21 protein-coding genes and 1 pseudogene are annotated in these 26,861 nt (G+C 38.0%); all 22 read right to left on the reverse strand.

Annotated elements, in window-relative coordinates:
* Positions 1-3: 3 nt before the first annotated feature.
* On the reverse strand, positions 4-801 hold the full coding sequence (locus FGM01_RS12245; protein WP_143411457.1) for a polysaccharide biosynthesis/export family protein: 798 nt from the start codon (positions 799-801) through the stop codon (positions 4-6).
* A 756-nt stretch (positions 802-1,557) separates the two neighbouring features.
* On the reverse strand, positions 1,558-2,685 hold the full coding sequence (locus FGM01_RS12250; protein WP_243735803.1) for a YjbH domain-containing protein: 1,128 nt from the start codon (positions 2,683-2,685) through the stop codon (positions 1,558-1,560).
* Entirely contained in the window at positions 2,666-3,391 is a 726-nt protein-coding gene (locus FGM01_RS12255; RefSeq protein WP_243735804.1) for a YjbH domain-containing protein, read from the reverse strand. The genes FGM01_RS12250 and FGM01_RS12255 overlap by 20 nt, the downstream gene beginning before the upstream one ends.
* 703 nt (positions 3,392-4,094) lie before the next feature.
* Positions 4,095-5,159 carry a hypothetical protein gene (locus FGM01_RS12260; protein ID WP_143411459.1) on the reverse strand — a complete coding sequence of 355 codons (1,065 nt, stop codon included), beginning with the start codon at positions 5,157-5,159 and terminating at the stop codon, positions 4,095-4,097.
* Between the two features lie 64 nt (positions 5,160-5,223).
* The gene (locus FGM01_RS12265; protein WP_143411460.1) at positions 5,224-6,414 is read right to left on the reverse strand and encodes a glycosyltransferase family 4 protein; all 1,191 of its coding nucleotides are present in this window, start codon (positions 6,412-6,414) and stop codon (positions 5,224-5,226) included.
* 63 nt (positions 6,415-6,477) lie between these two features.
* A complete protein-coding gene (gene wecB, locus FGM01_RS12270) occupies positions 6,478-7,572 on the reverse strand; it encodes a non-hydrolyzing UDP-N-acetylglucosamine 2-epimerase (RefSeq protein WP_143411461.1) in 1,095 nt (364 codons plus the stop codon).
* Between the two features lie 60 nt (positions 7,573-7,632).
* Positions 7,633-8,850 (reverse strand): glycosyltransferase family 4 protein, encoded by a 1,218-nt coding sequence (locus FGM01_RS12275; protein ID WP_143411462.1) that lies wholly within the window; start codon positions 8,848-8,850, stop codon positions 7,633-7,635.
* Positions 8,851-8,869: 19 nt separating this feature from the next.
* The gene (locus tag FGM01_RS12280) at positions 8,870-10,201 is read right to left on the reverse strand and encodes an alginate lyase family protein (protein WP_166435225.1); all 1,332 of its coding nucleotides are present in this window, start codon (positions 10,199-10,201) and stop codon (positions 8,870-8,872) included.
* Between the two features lie 339 nt (positions 10,202-10,540).
* Positions 10,541-12,703 carry a bi-domain-containing oxidoreductase gene (locus tag FGM01_RS12285; RefSeq protein WP_143411464.1) on the reverse strand — a complete coding sequence of 721 codons (2,163 nt, stop codon included), beginning with the start codon at positions 12,701-12,703 and terminating at the stop codon, positions 10,541-10,543.
* A 39-nt stretch (positions 12,704-12,742) separates the two neighbouring features.
* Positions 12,743-14,143: a phenylacetate--CoA ligase family protein gene (locus FGM01_RS12290; protein WP_143411465.1), complete on the reverse strand. Its 1,401-nt coding sequence runs from the start codon at positions 14,141-14,143 to the stop codon at positions 12,743-12,745.
* Positions 14,144-14,192: 49 nt separating this feature from the next.
* Positions 14,193-15,188: pseudogene (locus FGM01_RS12295) on the reverse strand (D-alanine--D-alanine ligase).
* A 166-nt stretch (positions 15,189-15,354) separates the two neighbouring features.
* A complete protein-coding gene (locus FGM01_RS12300) occupies positions 15,355-16,251 on the reverse strand; it encodes a glycosyltransferase family 2 protein (RefSeq protein ID WP_143411466.1) in 897 nt (298 codons plus the stop codon).
* Positions 16,223-17,350: a glycosyltransferase gene (locus tag FGM01_RS12305; RefSeq protein WP_143411467.1), complete on the reverse strand. Its 1,128-nt coding sequence runs from the start codon at positions 17,348-17,350 to the stop codon at positions 16,223-16,225. Before FGM01_RS12305 ends, FGM01_RS12300 begins: the two co-directional genes overlap by 29 nt.
* Positions 17,351-17,478: 128 nt before the next feature.
* Positions 17,479-18,462 carry a glycosyltransferase gene (locus FGM01_RS12310; RefSeq protein ID WP_143411468.1) on the reverse strand — a complete coding sequence of 328 codons (984 nt, stop codon included), beginning with the start codon at positions 18,460-18,462 and terminating at the stop codon, positions 17,479-17,481.
* On the reverse strand, positions 18,459-19,901 hold the full coding sequence (locus tag FGM01_RS12315; protein ID WP_143411469.1) for a hypothetical protein: 1,443 nt from the start codon (positions 19,899-19,901) through the stop codon (positions 18,459-18,461). The genes FGM01_RS12310 and FGM01_RS12315 overlap by 4 nt, the downstream gene beginning before the upstream one ends.
* A complete protein-coding gene (locus FGM01_RS12320) occupies positions 19,898-20,875 on the reverse strand; it encodes a CgeB family protein (protein ID WP_143411470.1) in 978 nt (325 codons plus the stop codon). The genes FGM01_RS12315 and FGM01_RS12320 overlap by 4 nt, the downstream gene beginning before the upstream one ends.
* Positions 20,872-22,116 (reverse strand): oligosaccharide flippase family protein, encoded by a 1,245-nt coding sequence (locus tag FGM01_RS12325; protein WP_143411471.1) that lies wholly within the window; start codon positions 22,114-22,116, stop codon positions 20,872-20,874. The genes FGM01_RS12320 and FGM01_RS12325 overlap by 4 nt, the downstream gene beginning before the upstream one ends.
* 27 nt (positions 22,117-22,143) lie before the next feature.
* A complete protein-coding gene (locus FGM01_RS12330) occupies positions 22,144-22,449 on the reverse strand; it encodes a phosphomannose isomerase type II C-terminal cupin domain (protein WP_243735805.1) in 306 nt (101 codons plus the stop codon).
* A gap of 101 nt (positions 22,450-22,550) precedes the next feature.
* Positions 22,551-23,552 (reverse strand): mannose-1-phosphate guanylyltransferase, encoded by a 1,002-nt coding sequence (locus FGM01_RS12335; protein WP_143411472.1) that lies wholly within the window; start codon positions 23,550-23,552, stop codon positions 22,551-22,553.
* Positions 23,552-24,925, reverse strand: a complete 1,374-nt coding sequence (locus FGM01_RS12340; RefSeq protein ID WP_143411473.1) for a nucleotide sugar dehydrogenase — start codon at positions 24,923-24,925, stop codon at positions 23,552-23,554. Before FGM01_RS12340 ends, FGM01_RS12335 begins: the two co-directional genes overlap by 1 nt.
* A gap of 458 nt (positions 24,926-25,383) precedes the next feature.
* Positions 25,384-26,172, reverse strand: a complete 789-nt coding sequence (cysQ, locus tag FGM01_RS12345) for a 3'(2'),5'-bisphosphate nucleotidase CysQ (protein ID WP_143411474.1) — start codon at positions 26,170-26,172, stop codon at positions 25,384-25,386.
* 271 nt (positions 26,173-26,443) lie between these two features.
* A complete protein-coding gene (locus FGM01_RS12350; protein ID WP_143411475.1) occupies positions 26,444-26,734 on the reverse strand; it encodes a GIY-YIG nuclease family protein in 291 nt (96 codons plus the stop codon).
* Between the last annotated feature and the right edge of the window lie 127 nt (positions 26,735-26,861).

The raw sequence follows: 26,861 nt of genomic DNA on the forward strand, positions 1-26,861 counted from the left end.
AAATTATCTTGTTAAAAGTACCGCCAGGGAAATTAGAACAGAAGCTATGGAAATATAAACCCCGGCATTACGGTTGTAACTGGCCGATTGTCTTTGAGCGCCATTAGGCTCCACATAAACCACATCATTTTGCTGTAAATAATAAAAAGGGGAATCCAGGATCTCGGGATCGGTTAGATCCAGATACTCATGGATCTTTTTCCCATTCTCCTCCCGCATCACCAGGACATTCTTTCGTTCACCATAAATAGAAAGATCTCCCGCTAATCCCAAAGCTTTGGGAAGGCTCAAATATTCATCCCTTATATCGAAAGTACCTGGACGGTTCACTTCACCCAGCACACTAACCTGGAAATTCACCAAACGTACATTCACAATAGGATCCTGCACATACTCACTGATCTCTTTTTTTAGTTTAGCTGAAAGTTCTTTGGTTCGTAAACCTTCCACCACGATATCTCCCAAAACCGGGAATTCAATGGTACCGTCGTTTGCTACCAGGTAAGTTTGCATTTGCTGCCGGCCCTGTACCGTAAGTGAGACATCCAGACCGCCACCCTGTGGCATTCCTACCACGGGTAAATTAAAAGGCATCGCTGCTTCCTGTTCCGGGGCAGAAACGTTTATGGTTAATAGATCATTGGGTTTTATAGTCAGATTTTTATTCTGGTTCTGGGCTAAACGCTCACCGGCTTCTTCCAGTCCCTGGAAATAAACGATCTCTTTTCGGGAAACGCAGGAACTTAACAAAAGTGCGCAAAGCACTACCTGTAAGACTTTAACGATTTGGGGTCGCTTCATTTTGGTCATTCTGATTTGGCTGCGAATATAAGGTAGATTCCTAAAAAATTCACAATAATTTAACGTTTATAATTGAGCTGTAGGCTGTAGATCGCTTCACTGCGTTCGCGATCAGGGGTGATAGGAGTAATTGTCATTTTGATGAAGTTCCGAAGTGACGGTACGATAAACTTCTCGATACATTTTCCTGCAATTTTCATTGCCGGAAAACACTCGAAGTGACGGTTTACTCCCCTGAAAATTCTATTCTACGTCAGTTCGAGTGGATTCGAAGATGCGTTAGTAGATTCGAATTTGTATCGAGAACCGACTGGTTTCATTACGAACGCAGACTTCTCGATACAATTTTATCTCAATTCTTTCGATAAAATCACTCGAGGTGACGGTTTAATCCCCTGAAAATTCTATTCCACGTCAGTTCGAGTGGATTCGAAGATGCGTTAGCAGATTCGAATTTGTATCGAGAACCGACTGGTTTCATTAGGAACAAAGACTTCTCGATACATTTTCCCGCAATTTGCATTGCTGGAAAACACTCGAAGTGACGGATGACTGCTAATTGTTTATTGTGCATTGTCAATTGTCACTCTGAAAGCAGTGAAGAGTCTCGACATTAGACTTTAAACCCAGAATTCATAAAATTCTTCATCCCGCACAGGACGGACAACCGACAACTGACAACGGATAACTGTTTATTGTTTATTGCTAATTGATTATTGTTGATTGATCCAACTCATTGTTTCATTGTTTCATTAATCAATTAATCAATTTATTTATCCAGGCTTCATTATAATTCCTTAGCAGATCTGCAAGTCGGGGCATGCCAATCCTGAACTGCTGCGCCACGGGGGATTCGTTATTATAAGTGTATTCCCACCTGAATTCCTCGGTGGTGCGCAACTCCATTTTCTTACCGCGTAGTATTTTCCCGGGGAATAGTGCAAAAGCGAACTGGAATCCGCCGGTGGTGCCATTCTCTGTGCGGGCAGCGAAAAGCCCCAGCTCGGCAGCGGCGAATTGCTTGATCAGGTCAAGGCGTACGCCTTTATCTTCATAGAGAAACTGACCTGCGGTCAACTTAAGGCTGGTATGCTCTATACCCGTTCTCCATTCCACATCGGCTACGGCATAAAGGTCATCCATAGGTTCATTATAATATTCCAGGCCATAAAGCCGATAGAATCCGGTCACTCCCCCGGCCAGGCCAAAACTCCATGGCGAATCCAGGCGGGCGTACCTGTATTCGAGGTCCAGCCCGTAGCGGTCATTATAGAAAGTTCCCGCGCTCAGGCTTATAAAATGTGAATTAACCGGCTGGGCAAAATAATGCAACATACTGGGTGCCGCCCTTAATTTCATGCCATGGTTATCCAGGTTGTTGGAGACCGGGACGGTGATCCCGGTTTGTAAACTTAATCCACGGGCGAGGTAGATCCTGGTATCCAGGATAATATTGAATTTAGTTTCAAAAGGATCCTCATAATAACCAAACCTGGAGACTATCTCCGGCTGCAACCTGAAACTCCAGCGGTAATTTTTAAACACCTGGTTATTTTCCCGGAAGTAATCCCTGTGCTGAGGGCTTAAAGCATTAAATTGATAAGTTCCTCCGGAATAGGAACCCATAGGCACATTATGATATTGCGGGATGTAGGTTACATTATTAGCTTCTTCCATCTCCCTGCCCAGAACCAGAGATGCATAGCGCATACTATGTGCCGGCTGCCGGAATTCCCGGTATTCAAATAGGATCTTAAGGCTATCTTCCCCGTCATTAATAAGCACATTCTCGAATCCTGCCTGCCCCAGTTCTTCTTTTAATTGCTGGGCGTTCATACCCAGCATATAAAAGCATAAAACAAAACTAATCCCTAACTTTCTCATAGCTTCTTAATGTTTTGGGTAAAAAGTCCAGTGAAAAATTTACGGCGGCGCTGAATGCAAATTCCCTGCCTTCATAGGTGTGCCCCTGGAGGTTGAGCCATTCCCAGGGTTGTATATAGGCCCCGGCGTTAATAGTGTTAGAATCATATTCGGCCAGTAAACCTCCCCAGGTCACCGGCTGATATTTGAGCCCGGCAAAGAAACCGGTGAGGTAATTTGCCTTTAACCGCGAGTCTGATTTCCTCTGTACTTCAAAATCCAGAAAAGATTCGGAGTTTGGTTTTTTAATAAAAACATAAGGTGAACCATAACCGGAAGAGATCTGAAGTTTACCGATTGAAGTTTCAAAATTTTTGGTTAGGACCAGATAATCATGGGCCAGGTAAGGCGCTGCCGATCCCGGTGGAGTCCATCCCAGGACAATTGATGGTGTATACTTTTTTTCTTTTAAAATCCGGAACCTGAAATCCAGTTGTCGGTCACCAACGCCCAGTCTATTAATTTCCGCCCGGGCAGGCCGGTGAGCTACACTCAGGTTCACTTCAAAAAAGGAAGTAAAAGCAGCCCTGGCATTATAAAAATTTACGGTGGTAAGTTCATTCCCGAACATACTATAAGCACCGGGCAGGTGGGCAAAGGAAAAACCTACCGGCTTTTGCTCCATCCATTCCGCCGAAGGCGTATTTATATACCCCGGTTTTCCCATGATGTTGACCTGGGAATGGATTTTAGTAGCTAAGAGGCTAAGAATTAAGATTAGGAGGATGCGGGAAAGCATGGGTTAGTAGTATGTTGTTTGTTGTTTGGGGTTTATGGTTTACCCAGGCCTGCCGAAGGGTGGTGTGTTCCGCCGAAGCTTTAGCGTAGGTGGTGTTGCGTGTCCGCCGAAGCTTTAGCGTAGGTGGAGGTGTCTGTTAAACTATGTCATTTCGATCCCGACACTTCGGGAGAGAGAAATCACTTAGCAGCAATTTCTCTATTATAACTGAGGAAAAGTCAATAAACTATAGATTTCTCAGTCGTCCCTTTTGGGGACTTCTTCGAAATGACAAAGGAACCTTAACTTTCCGAAGCATCGGGGCAGCATGAAGGTGTTTGATGGTAACGTCACCCTGTTCCGATAGAGTCGGAATTATTTCAGGGTCTACAGTTCCTGAAACTCAAATTAATTTGATGTCATTTCGATCCCGACACTTCGGGAGAGAGAAATCTCTATGCTGTCGAAAATTATTTATGACATCAATAAGATACCATTAAAGCTTAAACAGCTTAATAAAAAGGAGCTGTTTAAAAGCAAACTCTATTCAAATCCTGATGAGAAGCTTAAACTCCCTAAAATCGGGGATAGCTTAACTTATGATATGAAAGAAAATACTAATAAACAGCTCCTTTAAAATTTAAGGTATTGCTTAGCTGGCAGCTCCCTGGTTGTGGCAGTTATTAAATGCCGCAGTTAGTTTGGCATCAGCAACCGCTTTAATAGCTGCGAATCTCGCTTCTACTTCTGCAGATCTCTGTGTCTTAAGCGTCTCTGCAGTTTGCTTTTCAGCAGCCTCGGCATCAACGATTGCCTGTGTGGCCATTGCATACCAGGCCGTAAGATTACTGCTTCCCTGTACGATGAAGATCAAAGCATAAGTTCTGATGTTAGCCGCAAATTCAGGAGAAGTACCTTCTACAGCATCAGCATAGTTTAATAGAGCTATCGTGGTATTCAGGATATAGTTATAGTAAGTATCATAAGCTGCATCTACTGCTGCCAATCTTGCCACAGCACGATCTTCTGCTTCACCTAATCTTCTCTGGTAATTGGCATCGATAATACCCAGGTTTTCCTGGCGCTTGGCGATCACAGGAGCCATAGCATCATCATAAGCTTTTTGTGCCGCTTCGAAACATGAGCTTGACTGCTGAACTCCATCAACGGAATTTTTACTATCAACGCCTTCAAATCCTTTTAAAAATTCAACATTGAATACCGCAGAAGTAGTCGCAGCACCAAATTGAATCGTAGGTAGCAATTCCAGGACAGCAGCCGGAGCATTATCCAGGCTTGCCTCCACTCCGGAAAGTACACTTCCAAGATCGGTCAGGTTAAGGATCTCTTCAGCTCTGGTAGCATCCAGGGCATCGGCTTCAGCTTGTGCATCAGCAGAAAGACCTGCACCAAAACTTTCTACCGCATCCAGGCTAGCCTGGGTTTCAGCGCTAACATCACCGGAACCATCACCAAGATCGGCAAGAACGGCCGTGGTAACCGCAGATTCCTGTACAGACCCGGTTTCCGGCTCGGTAATGGCAGGATCTGCATCCTCTACAGATTCCAGTTCTTCAAGATCTTCAAATTCATTTTCAAAATCGTAAACAGGAGGAGTATCGTCATCCTTGCTACAGTTAACAAAAAGTAGGCCTGCCAGTGCAAGACTTACATAAAGACCGGGCCTGCCGGCTGAGCGTAAAAATTTAATGTTCATAAGAATAATTAATTAGTGGTAAGTATTAAATTGAAAATTGAAATTAAAATTTTAAAGTTTTAGATCAAGAGAAAAGGTTCACATTCCTGATAAGACCCCGCAATTGCACCTTGATACCATGGCGGTTTCTTTTCGAAACGATGACCCTCAGCTTCCTATTTTTTTTGAGGAATTCGAAGATAACGGCTATCAATAAAAAAAGGAACAACATAATAAAAGTTAAACTCACGCTCTCGAAAATTTTACTTAGAAATATAAAAACAGCAATAATAAGAATATTTATCGCACCAAGCACCAAACTGGCCTGTTTATGAGTAAGTTTATGGTCTAACAGCACATGGTGCAGGTGATTTCTATCTGCCTCGAACGGACTCTTTTTTTCCATCAGGCGAATTACGATAACCCTCAGGGTATCATAGATGGGCAGAAAAAGGATCGCAATTACGAACAATACGCGGTTCTCCGGTAAAAAACCTTCATTCAATAGCAGGCTGGATTCATTTCTAACCAGCAATTTAAGGCTCAGAAAGGCAATAAGAAACCCAATCGTCAAAGAACCACCATCTCCCATAAAGATCTTACGATGCCCCCGGGAGAAATTATATCTTAAAAATGCACCCAGCACCCCTACGATGGTAACACTTAAGAGCACAAAATAAGGCTCAGAAATTATATGAAATATCACGGCAAAAGACGAACAGATCACTATACCGGCGATCCCCGCGAGGCCATCTATTCCATCAATTAAATTATAAGCATTAATAAGCGCAATAACAATAAGCAGTTTCAAGCCATAACCCAACCACAAAGGTATCTCGGTAATGCCCAGGAAACCGTGCAGATCAGTTAACAATAACTCCGGCGAAAAAATGATAAACCCGGCCGCAAATAACTGACTAACAAATTTTAATCGCGCGGTAGAAATGACCAGATCATCTTTTAAACCGGCCATAAAAAGAAAGGTCAAACCTATGATAAGGTGATTCCCGGTATAGGAGGTACGTAAACTTTGGAGAACACTAATGATAAGGATCAATACCAGGAAAAAGGCCACTCCGCCAAAAGCCGGAACCTCGATCTTATGGGAACTACGATGATTGATCTCTTTGACCAGTTGTTTTTCTTTAGTAACCCAAAGTACTTTGGGAATGAAATACCAGGTTAAGCTAAAAGCAAGCAGAAAGGTGCCAAAAGTAAAGAATAAGGTATAGCCCCGGAATAGTTCCAGCAATACCTGTTGGTCTAAAATATTCATTTTTGGTTAGTTTATCGGGTTAAAAAATAACCTGATCTTGTAGGGAGATTTGGTTTTTCGAAATTAATATAAATTCAATAAAGTATTGATAATTCTTTCTGAAGTTTTTCCATCCCATAGCGGGATATGCCCACCCTGTTTCCATTCGCCGGCCATCAGTTTATCCAGGTAAGGTTTTAGGCGTTTAGGGTTGGTACCTACCAGTTCATTGGTACCCATTATAATAGTTTCCGGTCTTTCGGTATTATCACGAAGGGTAAGGCAAGGCACACCCATTACCGTAGTTTCCTCGGTAATTCCGCCTGAATCAGTAATTACCGCCTTGGCATTCCTTACAATAAAGTTGAATTCGAGATAGGAAAGAGGCTCTACATAGTGCAATCTTTCATGCTCTATGCCAAGGTTCTGCAGAATCTTTGCCGTTCTGGGATGAACTGGAAATATAACCGGAAAATTTCCCGTTCCGTCTATAATCGCCTGCATCATGTCCTTCAACTTTTCCTGTTCATCTACATTTGCAGGACGGTGGAGGGTAAGGACGAAATATTCCTTTCCCTTTAATTTCCCCCCATTGATCCTGATGTCCGGATCAATAAATTTCTCCAAATTGGCTAGAAGGGTGTCGATCATAGTATTTCCTACAAAATGCACCCTGTCTTCGTCAATTCCTGCTTTCCGAAGATTCTCATTGGCAATCTCTGAAGTGGTAAAGAAATGATCGGTTATTGAATCGGTTACCATTCGATTGATCTCTTCAGGCATACTAAGGTCACCAGACCTAATTCCCGCCTCAACGTGAACTACATCAGTATTTAGTTTTTTAGCAGTGATACTACAGGCCATTGTCGAAGTCACATCTCCTACAACTAAAACTACGTCAGCTGGATTTTCCAGTAATTCCTTTTCAAATCTCACCATGATATTGGCGGTTTGCTCAGCCTGGCTTCCTCCACCAGCCTCAAGATTAGAATGAGGTTCGGGAATGCCAAGTTGGTCAAAAAAACTGCCGGACATCTTTTTGTCGTAATGCTGACCGGTATGCACCAGGCGAAAATCTATATTTTCACCCGCTATTTTTGCTTTTTCGATCGCTTTAATGATTGGTGCGATCTTCATGAAATTAGGCCGGGCTCCGGCGATAATGGTAATTTTTGGCATAAAATTCTTTTAGTCATCCTTTCCCGACGATTCAGGAATTTCAGGATTTCATATTAAAATTTATTTTCTTTTTACTTCTTCCAGACATTCCAGGATATTAGCCGCAATCTTACTCCTGTCGAAATCCTGCACCAGTCTTTTCGATCCCTGAAGATTTGCCTGGTACTTCTCCTTATTTGTTATTGATGTTATGGCCTCATAAAATGAATTCTGGTCTTCCGGCCTGAAGCAGACCCCGGCATTATAACTTTCGATAATTCCCTTTGTCTCCCCTTCCAACCCGAGCAAAATTGGTTTTTCCATTGCAGCCGCTTCAAATATCTTAGAAGGAATTACGGTTTTAAAGGTGTCGCTTTTCCTCAAATTCACAAGGGCTACATCCATAACACTTAGATAATCTACCACCTCTTTTTTAGATACTGAATCTACGAATACGGCGTTCTTTAGCTCAAGGTCCCTGGCCTGTTGCAGAAGATTTTTCTTTTCGGCTCCATCTCCAATAAACAGAAATGCCAGTTCAGGATGGGTTTCTTCAAGAGGTTTGATGGAATCCAGGATAAAACTTAAGCCATGAGCCATTCCATGAGTACCGATATAAGCAAACACGGTTTTATTCTCCAGTTTTAATTTCCTTTCTAGTTCCAGTTTTTTGCCTTGAGGTTTAAAAAGTTCCAGGTTTGCACCGTTCTTGAAAACTGAAATTTTTTCGGGTTCTATTCCTCTATCTGAAATTTTCTTTTTAAAAGTGTCGGTTACTACAATTATATGATCTGCAGACTTGTAAAGTCTTTTTTCAAGCCATTCAAAAAAACGAATCGCCCTGTTCCTTTTCATTGCACCAACAGCAATTATAGATTCAGGCCACAGATCCCGAACTTCAAATACCCACTTTTTACCTTTAAAGAAAGAAAGGTATCTTCCCGCAACAGCAGTAAAAAATTGTGGCGAAGTAGCAACTATAAGATCGGTCCGTACAAAAAGACCTGCAAAAAAGGCCATCACAGCGAAAGAAATATAATCCAGTATTCGCTTTACAAATCCTTCATTGGCGGTGATATAACTCCAGACCCGAATCACTTTAATACCGTCAATCGTCTCCGTCTGGTATAATCTGTTTTTGTAGCCGGGATAAACTTCTCCTTTAGGAAAGTTGGGCGCACAAGTGATCACCGTAACATCTACACCACTTTTAACCCATTCCTTACAATGTTCGTAAGTACGGTTTGCCGGGGCATTAACTTCCGGTGGGAAGTTATCGGTTAAGAAAAGTAGTTTCATAAATAACTTTTATAATGAACTAACAAGAAGCGTCAGTCCGAGTGATTTCTACCACTGTGGAAGCAGGGGTAGAAATTGTATCGAGGACAAGCGGCCTGATGACGATTTCTGCTCTGTCCTGAATTCTGTATATAATTTTTTTTGCCGGCTGTAGTTTATTAAAACCCACTGCTAATTGATATTCTTTCAAGTGCATTTCGGTTGCACCGGAAATTTGCAGTTCCAGGATGTCATTAATAATAATTCTGTTCTCAATGACTTCAGGCTGCACATCAGGATGAAAATGTAAATGGCCTTCGGCTATAATCTTGTTGGCCTTGCCTTCAATTCTATCTTCAATTCTAAATTCTCCCGAAGTAAAACCAAACGATCTTTTATGGATAACACCAAATTTCCGATAACCGTTGTGAGATGCTTCGATACCATTTTCAGTTTCCTTTATTATTGAAACCTTCGCTCGCTCAGCTACTCTAAAACCTCCCCAAACATTTGAAGAGTTTAGATCATTAATTGTAACCGTATTATGAGCAGCGGTAGAACGCTCCAATTGTCGGCGTTCATTTTTTTCATAAGTGGAAATTCCCGTATCAACAATTATTGGTCTGTTCTTATAGTTAAAAACAAACTGTAAACTGTCAGCGTGTGAATGTCCGGGTTGATAGTACGGAGCGATTTGCCCTACATCGGCTATGATCTCAAAATCATGGTTTGAAAATTTTCTATAGCCTGAATCTGATAATTTTACTTTTCTACTAGCCAATCCCAGTCTTTTAGCATAACCGATTAATTCATTTGTACCGGGTGCAATTCCCTTGGCCGCGTCATTTAGTTTTGGAATATCTCCATTACTGAAGCTGATCTCATTTAGCCATCCAAGCATAACTTCGGCTTTTCCCTTCAACAATGAAAGAAGTTCTCTATCCTTCCATGAATTATGCTGAACAAGGTATATAGAATCAAGAATTCGGTGTAAAATGATCTGATGGTACATAGGGCTCAGCTCATAATGAGCACCATCCTTTAGTACTTGTTCTTCGAGTTCCTTTTTTAATATTTTTCTTGCTTTATGATATAACCGGTCGTCTTTAAAATAATAGGAACCAAATAATAATGAAAACCCGTTTTCCAATAAATGGTTCGCCAGTAAATGATATTCAAGACTGTCATATAATCTCAAGTAGTCCCTATACAGGAAGGTATTTATCTCCTCATCCTGAATTTTGTTTTCAGCTAGAAACTTGATCCAGTTGATTCCGCGTAAAGAGATAGGATAAGGTTCCAAACCATCTTGTAACGCATCTGCAAAAGAAATATAGTCTCTGATCAACCTAAGATTTTCTTGCTTTTTCATTCCTTCCTGGTTAAGAAACTCAAAATAATTGAGGTTATAGGTCCACAGTTTCCCATATTCACTATAGTTCCAATCTATCTTAGAGAACTGTTTTTCGAGATTTAGAAATGAAAAACTGTTTTGCCCAAGAAATGATTTGGGGCAAATTATTCCTCTTTGGAGTTTCAACTGGATCCCCTGCTGCTGCGTTGCAGTGTATGATTTATTAATAAATCTGTTCTTCGCACGATAATACACCTGATGATAAAGCTGGGTCGGCTTCACATTCTTGAGAGTATTATAGTATAATGAAATTTTTCCTGAGAACATTTCTCCAGATGGAATTGTAGCAATAGCTTTTTAAACCAAAACGGTTTCCTGTCCTTTTACTTTTTTAGAAACTTTGATCTCATCTACACCAATCCACCTACCTTGCTTAAGGCTTTCAATAGCCGCGAAAGAGGCCAGGGTAGTGTTGTAGGTTTCTTCAAATGGAACTATTGACTTTCCTCCTTTTTTAAGAGAATTTACTAATTGCCCGAATTGAACCTTATGGCCTTTATCCTGCTTGGTCTTCATTTTTGAAAAACCTTTTACTCCGTATCCTTTGAGACTTCTCCAATTATCCAGAATGAAAGTTCTTTCCTGACTAAAAGCCTCGATACGTTCCTTAGAGTAAGATTTACTTCCATTTGCAAAATAATTTATGACCGCATTCGTCCCATTTTCATATTTCAAAAGAATAGAGGCATTATCTGTATTCTCTTCTGGAGCAGTTCCTAAAGCATTCATACAAACCGAAACCACCTTGCTTCCTGCCAGGTAGGTACAAAGGTCAATATAATGACAGGCTTCTCCTATGATCCTTCCTCCACCCACTTCCAGGTCATGTATCCAGACGTCTGAAGGAATAAAGCCGGCGTTCATGGTTGCAATTATATTTTTTGGGCCTTCACCCAGGAGAGATTTCATTTTAACTGCCAGGGGAGAAAATCGACGATTAAAGCCAACAATCACCATCTTATTTTTTTCTTCGGAAATCTTTGCGATCTCTTCCAATTCTTCAGCATTGAGACATAATGGCTTTTCCACAAAAACATGCTTTCCTGCCAAAAGTGCTTCTTTGGCCATAGAAGCATGCAGATTATGACGGGTAGTTATCATCACCATATCAACATCTTTGTCCTCCAGGATCTCCTTATAATCTGAAGAGGCATAGGCTACTTCCCCTTTTTTTGCCAGTGTTTTCGCTGAAAGGCCTCCGGCACTGGCTATGTATTTAAGATTAGCATCCGCGGCTTTCATACCTGGAATAATAGTCGAGGATGTAAAATTCCCTGCCCCTATAATGCCGAATACACCCTCAGAGGCTTTAAATTTCCTTTCGGATACTTTTACTTTCGAATTCTGTTTTGAATTTTCCGGGAACTCAAGAATGGAAGCGATGGAACCCTGCTTACGCATATCTCCATAGATCTCTTCATAATTCTCTAACTTTACCCTCTCGGTGATAAGAGGTTTTACATCAAGCTGCCCCGAAGCTATAGCTTGCAGGATGGCTTCGAAATTTCTCTTTTCAGTCCAGCGAACATAACCAATAGGATAATCAATCCCTTTTTGTTCGTAATCATCATCATATCTGCCCGGTCCATATGAACAGGACACCTGAAAACTCAATTCTTTTTCGAAAAAGTCTGCTCGTTGTATATCAAGACCGATGACTCCCACAAGTACTATACGTCCTTTTTTACGACTCATCTCAGCAGCCTGGTGAATGATCTCATTGCTTTGTGAAGAAGCGGTTATAACGATCCCATCGGCTCCAATTCCGAAAGTATTTTCAAGGACATATTTTACAGGGTCCGTTCCCTGGCCAGGGTTAACAGCCTTTATTCCTTTTTCTTTGGCAAGATCAACTTTTTGCTGGTCGAAATCCAGCCCAATCACTTTACAACCATTTGCTTTCAAAAGCTCTGCAGTAACCAGCCCGATCAATCCCAGGCCTATAACAGCAATGGTTTCCCCAAATGTTGGATTTACCAAACGAATTCCCTGTAAGCCAATTGCTCCAATTACTGTAAATGCAGCTTCTTCGTCACTAACGTTTTCAGGTATTTTGGCAACAAGATTTTTAGGAACTGAAACAAACTCAGCATGGTTCCCATTGGAAGCTACGCGATCGCCAACCTGGAATTCTGAAACTCCCTTGCCAACGGCAACAACAGTTCCTACGTTGCAATAACCTAAAGGCAATGGCTGGTTTAATTTGTTGAAAACAGCTTCCAGAGTGGGCATTACTCCGTCGGTCTTCATTTTATCCAACACCTGTTTTACCTTATCCGGTTGCTGGCGGGCTTTCGCAATAAAATTGGCTTTCCCGAATTCAACCAGCATGCGCTCCGTTCCTAAAGAAACTAATGTTCGACTGGTTTTGATAAGAACCTGGCCGGCTTTTACCTGGGGTGCAGGAACTTCTTCTAATATGGTATTACCTTGTTTAAGGTCTTGGATAATTTGTTTCATTAGCTATTTTTAAATTTTGCTTTTTTGATTAACGACTTCCTAATCATTTTTAACAATCCCTCCCGATTTTATTTCTTGATTGTTCTCCAGTTCGGAAATCACATACCTTAGCTTTCCTCTTGAAGTTCTCGGTATTCTGTCAAGCTTTTTAAAGTTGAAAGAAATTTCATCTCCTAATCTTGATTTCAATAGTTTTGTAACCAAATTTAAATCTGACTCAACACTTTTCGGGTTTTCAAAAGAAACATATCTAATTTCTAAAGAGTAATCCTTTTTTTGTAAAATCTGGGCTTCAACGATAAAGGATGTTTGGGAAAATAAGGCAGATAAAGCACCTACTTTTTTGCCTGAAGGCAGATATATTATCTCTCCACTGCGACCATCGATATGGTCAATTTCTCTTTTTGTTACTGAATTACTTCTTTTAGTAATTACCGCTATATCATTAGTATCATATCGTAAAAGAGGCATAGCATAATTGGAAAAGTTTGTACCAATAATTTTATAAGTATCCCCCCCATCGGGAATAAATTCTACGGCTGAGAAATCCTCATCTACCGTTAATTTATGGTCAATATCTTCCGAAAAATTTGCTACACACTCGGCAAGGCCGTAATGGCTATAAGGGTAGACACCAAATGCCTGAAACATTTGCTCTTTCTGAAAATCGTATAAATTCTCTCCTCCCGTAGTAACAAATTTGATCTGATCTGCAAGTGATAAATTATTATCTAAGAGAAACGCAGCGAAAGGAGTAATGACCGTGGGATACCCATGTATCCACGTAAGATTTCTTTTCTTTATTTCTTTATAATATTCAAAATAGTTATTCTCATTGCCATGGAAAGCACTAAATTTCACTTGCTTTAGGGGGTAAGAGATTCGCCAAAACGGAGGACTTATTTGTTTTTGTGGAACAATCGTTCTAGATCCGAAATCGGCGCACCACGTGTCTAATGATATTCCTAGTTGAGCTCTATATTTCCACCATAAAGCAAACTGCTCCTGCAACTGCTCTTTTGTATAAAAAATGTTTAAACTGGTACCAGTAGATCCGCTTGTTGTTAATTTTATTAATTTTCGAGGATCAGCTTTACTAGATAAGAACATTTCCGGATTTTTCCTAACCTCCTCTTTAGTTAAGACTGGAATGGACTTTAGGTCTTCAATACTATTGATATCAGAAGGTGTCAATCTTAAATTCTTAAAAAGATCATTATAATAAGGTACAGTCTCATATGCATGTTTAACAAATTCTCTTAAACGATTGTCACGATAATCTATCAATTGCTCATAAGACCAGTCTTTGCGTTCAAGATATGCCTGTAAGAAATTTTGGAATAAACCTCCCATTCTTTCTCGTTTCAATTTTAGACCTTGTAAACTACAAGCCAAATTCTGAAATTCAGCCGGCAATGAATTATATATTTTGTCTTTCATTCGTAGAACATTTTATAGAAAACTTTGAGAATAGACTTCTTTGGAATACCTATACGAGTTGCAGGGTCAGATCCATAGATTTGGATAATAGTGCATCTTCAATAGCATTTTCGAAAAGATCTTGTAAAGAAATACCAGCAGCAAGTGCTTGTTGAGGAAGAATGCTTGCTTCACCGAGCCCAGGAGTTGTGTTTATTTCTAAGAAATAAGGTTCACCATTATGGAAAATGAATTCTGAGCGTGTTAAACCTTTCAATTTTAATTTTGCATATATGAATTTGAAAATTTCCTGAACCTAGTTTGTTTGATCTTCGGAAATCCTGGCAGGAGTAATTTCCTGCGACTTACCTAAGTACTTGGCTGAGAAATCAAAAAAGTCATTTTCACTAACAATTTCTGTAACAGGAAGAGCTGTGATTTCACCTTTAAAATTTATCACTCCCACGTCAACCTCAGTTCCATCTAAAAAGGATTCAATTAAAATTTCATCATCTTCTTTAAAGGCAGTTTCAATAGCTACGATAAAATCCTTTTTTTCTTTTACTTTGGTTACCCCGAAACTACTTCCAGCCCTATTTGCTTTAACAAAACATGGAAGCCCTACTTTTTGAACGATATCTTCAATATTAATTGGATCACCTTTATCAATAAAATAGTTTTTAGCAACTTTAATCCCATGTGGTTTTAGCACACTTATTAAATCCCGTTTATTAAAAGTAAGGGCAGCTTGATAAAAATCAGATGATGTCTGAGGAATCTGTAGTAACTCGAGGTAAGCCTGGAATAAACCATTCTCCCCAGGTGTTCCATGGATAGTATTAAATACACAGTCAAAATTAACATGTTCTCCTTCAATTAGGACAGAAAAGTCACTTTTATTTATTGCGTATTTTATTCCTTGGTCGTCTTTCACGAACCAGGCGGTTTTTGAAATGTAAGCTCGAAAGACATTATATTTTTCCCGGTCTAGATATTTACTCACTTCCTCCCCACTGTTGAGGGAAATTTTAAATTCGCTAGAATAGCAACCCATGACAACTGCGATATTTTTCTTCCTTAATGTGAAATTATTGAGACTGAATAATCATATTATAGTGAATCCTTCCTCTAAGAATGAAAGGGTTGCTTTTTTGTTTAATTTTTGTGAGGAATTGATTTTAAATCTAAATTGTGGCGAGTAAACATTAAAAGTGTACTTCGTAGATAATTCGTCAATCGTAGTACTCTACTCTTATATCTGGTTTTCCTGTTTTGTTAGAGCTTGCAACTTCAGGAAGTCTACCTGTTATTAAACCTTCCTTATATTTATATTCTACCATCTTGGCAACTATTACTCTGGCAGATGCCCAGTAAAATCCATTAGACCCACTTCGCCAGGCTCCCCGTACAAAGAATCGATGGAGCCAAAGTAGCTGATATCGGAAAGGGATTTGGTAAAATATTTTTTTAATGAACATAGTGCGTTCGCGCCGCGAGCCAAAAAAATTAGGCTTTGCAGCTAGGCTTAGTTTGTTTAATATCCTTATTGCCTCCATTGTAGTGTAAACATTTTGTTTTTCCACCCATTGATGCATGTCCCGTATATCGTAGTGTTCAATAAACCCTTTTATTTTGCCCACATCACCCTCTGTCTCAATATGTTCGTTTACCAAAACTTCAGTGAAAGTTACCTTTCCGGTTTGCCATAACCTTACAATATTTTTTAATCTTACTTTCAGGGGTTTACCCATAAACCATAATCTAAAAGAAACTTCATAAGCAGTAAAAGCCTCATTTTGTTTACATATTCGAGCAATGTCCCTTTTTACTTCTTCCGTCAGTCTCTCATCGGGATCCATTTTTAAGGTCCACTTTGTTTTTATTGGTAAGTTTTTTAAAGCAAAATTCCATTGATCACCAAAGTTGGTGAATGCCCTTTGAATTATCTTGACTCCTTTATCAAGAGCAATGTCTACAGTACGATCCGTGCTTAAACTATCTATAATAATAATTTCTTCAGCCCAATCCTTAACATTATCAATGGCATCTCCTAAATGAAACTCTTCATTTAAGGTTAACATAACTACTGTGATGGGTAATTTATTCATTGATAAAGCTTGGTTTTTCATTTTTCTGGATCATCCAGTCATAGGTTTTCATCATATTTTTAGATATTTCCTCCCAAGAGTATTCTTGTTGCATCCATTTTTTTCCATTCAAACCTATTTGTTGTAATTCCTCATCCTTTAAACATAGGGCCTTAACTAAAGTATTGCTTAGTGCTTCGGAGGTTGGTTCCACGCACCATCCACATTTATTTTTATTCAAATTCTTCCAAGGGGTTCCGATTGTAGTGATAACAGGCACTCCATTCGCCAATGCTTCAGCTACAGTCATTCCAAAATTTTCAGAGTAACTCGGTAAAACATAAAGTCTTGCTTCCTGGTATAAGGAATTTTTGCTTTTCCCATATACAGGTCCTAATAAATAGACATTTTGAACATCATTTTCCTTAATTATTTCTTTTAAGCTATTAATATAATTGAGATCACCTTTGCCTACAATTTTTAGGTTCCATTCGGGGTGATTGGAATTAACTTTTTTCCAGGCTTGAATCAAATTTTCAATTCCTTTAATTGGGTGAATCCTTCCGAAGTATAATACTGTCTTTTCCTTAGGTCTAAAACTATTATCTTTTGGAATATCAATACCGTTTGGTATGATGCTTATAGGTGTTGAGGGTTGATATTCTCTAATATCATCAGCTTCGTGGGCAGCAGTAGCGTGGAAACAATCTGTTGCTATCAATGCTTTTCTTTGCCCTAGCAGTAAGGCTATTTTTTTTGTTAAATTAGATCGACTTAATGCTTTTTTAGAAAGTGTGCCTCGGGGAGCATTGATAAACGGGATATTTTTTTTTGAAGCAACAATTCCTGCAAATATATTTGGTGCCATCCATAAACTATGGTTGTGAATAATATCAGCATCCTTAGCGTCTTCAAGTAAACTTTTGTACATTTTCCAGGAAAAACCAAAACTGGGATGAGGAAATACACCTCGGGAAAAGGACTTCACTTTAAAATAAAATTTTCTTTTAGGTAAAGGACCAAGAGTGTAAAGAACAATATCACAATCTTGTTTTGCTAATGCCTCACATAATCTCGGAACGGAATAGGCAGGACCACTTGCTTCTTCACCAATATAAGGTACAACATGAATTATTTTCATATTGGTCAAGAATTATTTTTTTTTCTTGTCACTATTTTTTCTTTCTTCTGAAATATTTTATAAGTCATTATTAATAATTATTTAGCCCTAATTAAAGTTTAAAACTTATCCTAGATTATAAATTTTAATTAAATCAAACTATCGTACAACGTTTGATATTTCTTAGCAATGCTTTTAATACTAAACCTTTCAACATTTATCGATCCCTTATCAATAAGCTCTTGTCGATAATTATTATCATTTATTAATTTTAAAAAACCTTCTTTGATTTCAATAATATCTTCAGGATTTACAAAATGGGCGCCATTTCCCGCAACTTCCGGAATAGATGCTTGGGAACTTGTAATTATTACTCGTCCCACTTTTTGAGCTTCAATTATAGGCATTCCAAAGCCCTCATATTTTGAAATGAAGCTTACTATATCACAATTTTCATATAAATGTTTGATTTCTTTATATGGAAGATTAAAATAATTTTCCCAGTTTACCCCATATTTTTGTAAAAGTGATTTTTGTCTACTCGATAACACTCCTACTATTTGTAGAGTACATTGGATATCTTTTAACCCAAGAATTGTGTTTTCTAAATTCTTATTTTCTTTTGTTCCAAGATGAAGGATCTTTGGATTTTGGGAATTAAACCTTTTGGGATAATACTCCAAAGTTGTATTAACAGGATTAGGAATTACAACAATTTTATGTTTCACCCAAGGCATTATCTCCAGAACTTCCTTTTGAGTATGTAAGGAAATCACCGTTATTTTATTAACAAAAAATCCTGGCAACCAGAACCATATTAATTTTTTTGAAAATTTCTCGAATTTATGTCCCCGTATTGCGGAACCAACATCATGTATAGTTAGAATTGTTTTTTTTAAAGGATTTATTGCCACATAATGAATGTCCCCTGTTATATGGATTAAACCTTTAATTTTTTGGGAAAAGAGGATATTTTTAATTAGAGATGGAAAATTTATCTTTTTATACGGAACTTCCCAAAAATCTATTTTATTGAGAGATTCGTTATTTATATACCATCCAATATCCGTAAAAAGCTCCTCGATGCTAACACCCTTTTCCCTCCTCCTAAAAAGGAAATTTATTTTTTTCAAGTCTTTAGATTTTGCAAAGAATTATGGTGGGTAATAAAAATTTTGTATAAAAAATAGCTTATTAAAAGAACCTGTAGCATTCCCGAAATCCGAAAATATATGTCAGCCTCTATTTTTAATAATTCACTTAGAAGCAATGAATAAATTATTAATCCAAAAATAGAATGAATATTCAAGTGAGTCTGTATCATTGTTACAAATAAACCCAAAAATAAAAAGGTTAAAAAGACAGGAATATAACCACCCTCTAAATAAGCCCAACCAAAGGTCGAAGGGGTTACAGAATTATTGGTTCCTCCAGTAATAGTTTTATATAACTTAGACCCAGTGTCTGATGCAGGTTTTTGAGGCAATAAACCTCTTGGTATAATCCAAGCAATAGGGATTAATAGATACCTGTCAAGATATTTATATTCATTCCAAGATTGTTCAATTTGCACACTGTACATTGCCATAGGAAGTAAGGACAATCGATTAGAATAACTTTCACTTCCCGAAGAAATAAGCTCGGTTGTACTATCATTAAATGTCGAAACTATGGCTAGGTTTAGCGCTTGATTTTTATTTAATTTTGAATTATTTAGAATATCCCTGTAATTATTATTAATAGGGTATATTATAAAAACTCCAACAATAATAATTAGAAAACTAACTTTTGGAATTTTTCTTCCAGAAAAAATATAGGGAACAGCAATTAAAATTATTGGCGTTAGAATATTTTCTTTCATTCCAGATAAAAATCCCACAATAAACTGCACTAGAAGAAAACTAATAAAGATACTGTTAAAAAATACACCACTTGATTTAAAAAAAAATTTTAGAACGGATAATAAAACTAGGAAAAAAGGAACCATTATTTGAATGGCCTGAAGTAAAAATGAATATTGGGAAATATTATGACTTTTATCACTACCATAACCTATAAAACCATTAAGCATTAAATAAACCTGAATAATACTTATAGAAATCGTTAGTAAATATATTAAATTAAGTCGTTTTACTTTATAAAATATTTCTTTTGAATATTTTTTCTTCGAAGGAAAAGATTCTATAAATAATTGTCCAAACTTTAAGCCCAGCAATCCAATCAAAACTATAAATAGCAATACTAAAGCATTATCTGATGAAACCAATTTCGTGTTATTCACCAAAATACTGCCTTCGGAATCAAGGAAAAAAGCAAGACTAAAAAAATTTAAAATTAAGGTGAGAAAAGTTCCCAAGCGAAACCAATCCAGCAATTTAGGAGTTTTTAATCTATACCAATTATTTACAAAAACTATAAGTGATAACTCAATTAAAACTCCACATAACAAAACCCCTGTTTTTAATTCGAAATTTTCAAGGGTGGTTAGTGCTATAATAGCATAGACAAAGTATGATATCCAAATTACGAATTTTAATAGCCAATACTTCTGTGGCGTTAAACTTAAATTCATAATTTAGAAAAAATGTCTTTCAACATGTTTTTATATGTATAATTCTCCTGAAAAAAAACTGAAAGCGTATTTCTTATCTTCCATCTTTCCTCTGGTTCATTTAAATAATACCTTATTTTTTCTTCAGCCTCATCAATGCTTTGGAAACTAATTAATTTTGGATCAATTGGAAGTAAATCTTCAAGAATGGGTTTATAATCACAAATTTGAAAAGCCCCGGAACCAGTTATTTCAAAAAATTTATTATTTACAGATTCTACTTCAGCATAATGAAAATTATTGAATACTATTTTGGCGCCATTTAAAATTTTCGCTTTTTCATCACCATAAATCCCTCTATTTTGAAAATTTTCATCAAGATAAGGGTCAAAGAATTTCGACTGATGGCCAAACATTGTTACATTAATATTTCTTTCTTTTAATAAACGTAGCATCCTATTCCTGTAGGGATATAAATTACCGAAACATAAAACTTCAATCTTAGTTTCATCTTCCAGCTCCTTAAAGGATCTATTAGGTTTTTTATGTACTCTCGGGTTAAATGCTTCCTGATACTGAAAGACATTTAAATTCAGTTTATTTTTCATAAAGCTTACCATATAGGGGTCCTTAGAGAAATAAACATCATAGGGTTCAACAAAAAGCTGCTGATTTTGAAATGTAGTTAGTGCATCTGGGTTAATATGAATTATTTTAATTTCCTTTTTTTTAATTGATTTTACTACTAAAGGATGAATATGACGGTAGATTCCAATTACTAAATCCGGATTGTAGTTTAAAACCTCTTCTAATAATTTCTTATTTTTTTTCTCCACGTGCTTCTCACTTATCTGGGAGACTCCAAAGTCTATTTTTTTTGGAAGTAAATTTTTATAACTGAATATTTTAGCATCATGGCCTTGAGCTATTAATTCATCGTGAACATGATATTCTAAACTATCAAAGCTAATAGCACCTATAATGGCAATCTTCATAAATTTTTAAATTTAAAATAGATAAATCCAAATCTAATAAAAACTGAAGCCAACATAGCTGCGATTGCTCCATCCATACCAAAAACAGGAATTAATAATAAGCCAAGAATCATATTAATAACGGCCGAGCTTATGTTACTGTATAAAATAATTTTTGTTTTGTGTGTAGCATAAAAAATCGTCTCATATAAAAAAGTTGCAGTCAAAATTAAAAAACACATAGCTATCCAAAAGATTATATAAAATCCTTCACTATAATTTTCGGATAATAATATTAATCCAATATAATCGGTAGTAAAATATATGCCTGCCAAAAGAAAACATCCCATTACAAAATATAAATTGCCATATTTAGAAATAGTAGCTTTCTTTAAATTGAGTGGATTATCCCGATAAATTATAGGGGTTAACAATACTAAAAAAATTGGATTTAGCATTGAAAAAAATTTTGAACCTAAACTATAATTAGCATTGTAAATACCCACTTCTCTAAGGCCTAAATATGCCTCAATCACATATCTATCAAAATAATTATTTATCCATGACCAAATTGCTAAAAACATTAAGGGGGCTGTGAAGGCCCAATGTTTTTTTAAGAAGCTTTTGAAATTTATTGGAATTTCATTCTTGAAAATTTTAATCTTTCTCAAAAATAAGAAAGCACCAATTAACCCTATCGCTATTTGCATGCCCCAAAGCAGAAGATTATCTATTGTAAACTGAGGAATAAAATAAAATACCGAAATTAAAAATATCAATCCCGCAATTGACTTTAGAATGCTTAATGTAGAAAATCGATTTATCTTATCAAGGACATTGAATTGATCCATTAAAATTGCTGAAATAATATTAAGAGGAATTAGTACTAAAAACACTAATAATAATTGCCAACTTGAATACTCTCCTGATTTATAAACTGTAAAAAATAAAGCAAGACTTAAGAAAAGCAGCAAAGAAAGGCCTGCAGTAATTGATATAAATGGTCTATATCCTATTTCAGGAAGTAATTTTTGATATGATGCCTTGATAAATGTAATTGAGGGTCCAACAAGGAGGGAAAAAAAGAAAGTAAAAGCCGCAAATTGTAGATTATATAATCCAAATTGATCTGGCATTATAAACTCTGCAATTAATTTACCGGACACCAAAGCTACTATTGCATTGGTCATTTGAGTAGCAACAAGAAAATTTCGTTTTTTATTTCCAAGAAGATTTCTCGTCAAACTTCTTTTTTCTTTCACTTTTCTGAAGAATTTATTATATCAAAATTAACTCCTATCATAATCATCCTCAATTCTTACAATATCATCCTCGCCAAAATATGTTCCGTGTTGAACTTCGATGAAGACAACTGTTTCATCTGTAGCATTTTCTATCCTATGCTTTGCTCCTAGGGGAATAATAGCGGTTTCACCGGTTGCATAGTCTTTTATTGCTCCGTCAAGGGTGATTCGACCGGTACCCTGTACAATGGTCCAGGCTTCTGCACGTTTGTGGTGATACTGGTAGGAAAGGCGCCCTCCCGGATTTATTTCTATTCTTTTTACCTTATGGGTGTCGGCATCTTCCAACACCCAATATTACCCCCAGGGCCGAATATCATGTTCCATTTATTAAAAAAATTCCGTTGATTTTAAAATTTAATTCCGCGGATTAATGCGGATTCCGCGAATAGTTATTTAATGAGTAAGGATTGCTCATGCTCCAGTTTTTGATATATGTGCTTTACGTCCTGAGAAACCTCTTTTTGCAGTACGAGGTTAGCATCATCAGTACAGACAAAAATGCTATTCTTCATGCCTACAAAAGCAGTGAATTTCTCACAGCCAATGACCATGTTGCCTTCCAGGTCTACCGGATGACCCAGTTCGCGGAGATAGTTATAAATAGCCTCGAAGCTGCCCATATCACTCCATTCAAAAGCTGAAGGCACCACTTTCATTTTTGCGCTCTTTTCCATTACCGCATAATCCACACTAATTGCGGGGATCTCGAGAGAAGAAAGAGTTTCCAGTCGGCCGTCTTTAGCTTCTTCCCATGCCGAAAGTGATATAGTATAGACCTGTGGAGCATATTTTTGTAGTTCCTCTAAAAATACTCTGGCTTTAAAACAAAACATCCCGCTGTTCCAAAGGAAGGCGCCTTTATCAAGAAAATTCTGTGCTGTTGCAGCATTCGGTTTTTCCCTGAAGCTCAGGACATTGTTGTCTGAGTATTCTATGTAACCATATCCTGTTTCAGGTCGGGTAGGCTGGATTCCAAAGGTTACTATGTTGTCTTGTTCAGCTAAGGCTATTGCCTGCTCCACTGCGAGAGTGTATTCAGGACCTTCTTTGATGATGTGATCGGCCGGAGTTACCAATAGAATATCTTCCGGTTGGGCTGTAAAGGCAGCAAAAGCGATTGCGGGAGCGGTATTTCTAGGAGTAGCCTCTACAATATTCGTGTAATCAAACATTCCTAATTTTGAAAGAGACTTTTCAGAAAGCTCATTATTATCTGCATTTCCCACTACGTTTAATTTTGTAGTAAGAGAAAAATTTCTTTTTACCGATAGTTCAAAAAGTGAGTAGCCCCCAAACAGGTCAATATACTGCTTGGGCCTGGACTTGCGTGAAAGTGGCCAGAGCCTGCTGCCCACTCCACCCGTGAGCAAAACGTGAATGATTTCAGACATTAGAGCTTTCCATTAGATCTTAACAATATTCCCTTCACATCATAAACCACCGCATTTTCATTCTTGAGAGTTTCTAAATCCATCGCCAAAAACTCCTTATGCGCCACAGCTAAAACCACAGCACCAAACTTTTGCTGCGGTAATTGGTTGGTAGTTTGTAGGCCATATTCGCATTGTACTTCTTCCGGGTTAGCCAGGGGATCATAAATAGTAATATTAGTTCCGTAAGATTTCAATTCTTCGACCACATCTACCACCTTAGTGTTTCGTACGTCCGGGCAATTCTCTTTAAAGGTGATTCCCAACACCAGGATGTTCGCTCCTTTAACCTTCAAATCATTTTGAAGCATCAATTTTATGACTTCTGAGGCTACATATTTACCCATAGAGTCGTTCATGCGCCTTCCAGCAAGGATGATCTCCGGGTGGTATCCAATTTCCTGTGCCTTTTGAGCCAGGTAATATGGATCTACCCCTATACAATGCCCACCAACCAGTCCCGGTTTAAAAGGCAAGAAGTTCCATTTGGTACCAGCGGCTTCCAGAACAGCGTTGGTGTCAATGTTCATCTTGTTAAAGATCTTCGCCAATTCATTTACAAAGGCAATATTGATATCCCTTTGAGAATTCTCGATCACCTTGGCGGCCTCAGCAACTTTTATACTTGGCGCCAGATGAGTACCTGCGGTAATCACGCTTTTATAAAGCTCATCTACCTTTTTTCCAACCTCAGGAGTAGAACCTGCGGTCACCTTTAAGATCTTCTCTACCGTGTGTTCTTTATCTCCGGGATTGATACGCTCAGGCGAATAGCCTACAAAGAAATCTTCATTGAATTTTAATCCACTTACTCGTTCCAACACCGGCACACATTCATCCTCTGTCACTCCCGGATAAACCGTTGATTCATAAATTACGATATCTCCTTTTTTCAAAACACTTCCTACAGCCTCACTGCTTTTATATAACGGAGTAAGATCGGGTCGGTTATTTTTATCGATTGGTGTGGGGACGGTTATCACATAATAATTACAGTCGGCAATGTCTCCAAGATCAGTGGTGCAGTAAAGGCCGTTTTTCACCTCAACTTCTTCTTTAACCTCGAATATGTCTCCCTGGAATCCGCTTGCAACGGTATCAGAAAGCTGCAGGTGTAACGAAGGCTCAGAAACAAACGGATAATTTGCCAGTAATACTTTTCTTAAAACCTCATCTTCAACTTCCAGGGTGGAGTCATGGCCTTTTCTTAGCTCCTTTACCCGGTTTAAATTTATATCGAATCCTATAACCGGAAATTTAGTAGCAAATAACCTGGCCAGAGGCAAGCCTACATACCCCAGGCCTATAACCGCAATTCTTGGTTGATCGTTCATTTTTGAAAAATTATTTTGTAATTAAAACAGGGCTTCGCCGCCGTGAGTCCCAGTGAGGAACTCCCGTAAAATATTTTTATAAACCTGAGGGAAAAGATCTTAGTCAGGAAAGACTAAGAAATCACATAAGTAGGGTTGGTCAGGTCATCATTTTCTTACAGCCCGCAAATATATACTGAACTGTTAGTTGGGGCAAAGGCTTTAATGTTAAATTTTTAACTTTTTTTAAGTGCTTATTAACAATAACGATGTAATGGGGTTTTAGCTTCTCGATACATTTTCCAACCATTTCCATGGTTGGAAAACACTCGAAGTGACGGGCGTGCTTCTCTTATAAAAACTATTGCCGTTAGGTCGAGAAGATTGGAAGATGCAGTAGCAGATTTGAATTTGTATCGACTTCTCGATACAATTTTATCTCAATTCTTCCGATAAAATCACTCGAAGTGACGTTTAACTTACTTTACTAGAAACCAGTTATTCAGCAGTTCTTGACGGTTGTATAGCATCTCCTCCCCTGTTTTATGATCTATGACGGTCTTGCCGGCGAATGAACAGATAGCCTGCCCGGCGGCGGTATCCCACTCCATAGTCGGAGCGAAACGAGGATATTCATTCGCCACACCCTCGGCGACCATACAGAGCTTTAAAGAACTTCCTTTGGAAATGGTTTTTATTTCCCCGTGTTCTTTTTCTAAAGATTTGATATATTCTTCGGTTTCCGGGGAAAGGTGAGATTTGCTGGCAACTACGGTGTATTTTTTATTATCTATTGCTATTGGTAATTTATTTGCCTTAGAAATAATTTCCTCCAATGTTGAATAAGCTGTAATACCCTCAAGTTTAAAAGCACCTGATTCCTTAGACGCAAAATACAGTTGCTCTAATGCCGGTACATAGATCACTCCCAACACAGGTTTTTGACCCTCTACCAAAGCGATATTGACGGTGAACTCACCATTGCGTTTGATAAATTCCTTGGTACCGTCTATAGGATCCACGATCCAGAGTTTTTTCCAGGTCCTCCTGGTCTCATAAGGCAAATGTGCGCCTTCCTCAGACAGTACCGGAATACCGGTTTGCTCCAGATGTTTCATAATGATCCTGTGAGAGGCGAGATCGGCTTTGGTAAGCGGGGAATCATCCCCTTTGAAATCGACTTCAAAGTCTTCATTCTCGTAGATCTCCATGATCCTTTTTCCTGCTTCGAGGGAGGCTTGTATAGCGGTGTGTAGTAGGTGTTGCATTTGATATTTTTTTTACATTCCAGATTCGGAATGCAGACAAAGCAAAGTTACTATTTTACTTCTCGATACATTTCCCAGAAACTATCGTTTCTGGAAAACACTCGAAGTGACGACCGTGCTTCTCTTATAAAAATCCAACACTGTCAGTTCGAGTGAATTTAAAGCTGCGGCAGCAGGTTTGAATTTGTATATAGAACCGAGGTAGTAAACCACTTCTCGATACGATTTTCTCTCAGTAACCTTCGACAAAATCACTCGAAGTGACGGTATATTATTCGAAACTTTTCCTGGCCAGGTTGGGTAACTCATCATATTTGCCATCGAATAAAGCCTGCTTTTTGAGCCTAGACCATTTTTTGATCTGCTTCTCCTTTTCTATCGCCAGATTGATATCAGTAAATTCCGAATACCAGACCAGCTCTACAGGTTTTCGTTTTTCAGTATAACTACCAGGATGAGCTCCTGAATTGTGTTCTTCCAGTCTTTTTTCTAAATAAGAGGTTACACCGGTGTAATAAGTATCGTCGGAACATTTAAGTATATAAACATAGCTTAACTTCATTATAAAGAGTTGGTTTTAAAAAATCACTTCTCGATACTTTTCCCTGCAATTTGCATTGCCGGGAAACACTCGAAGTGACGGGCGCGCTTCTTTTTACACAAACTATTGCCGTCAGTTCGAGTGGATT

Source organism: Christiangramia sabulilitoris, assembly GCF_007050985.1.
Classification (GTDB): domain Bacteria; phylum Bacteroidota; class Bacteroidia; order Flavobacteriales; family Flavobacteriaceae; genus Christiangramia; species Christiangramia sabulilitoris.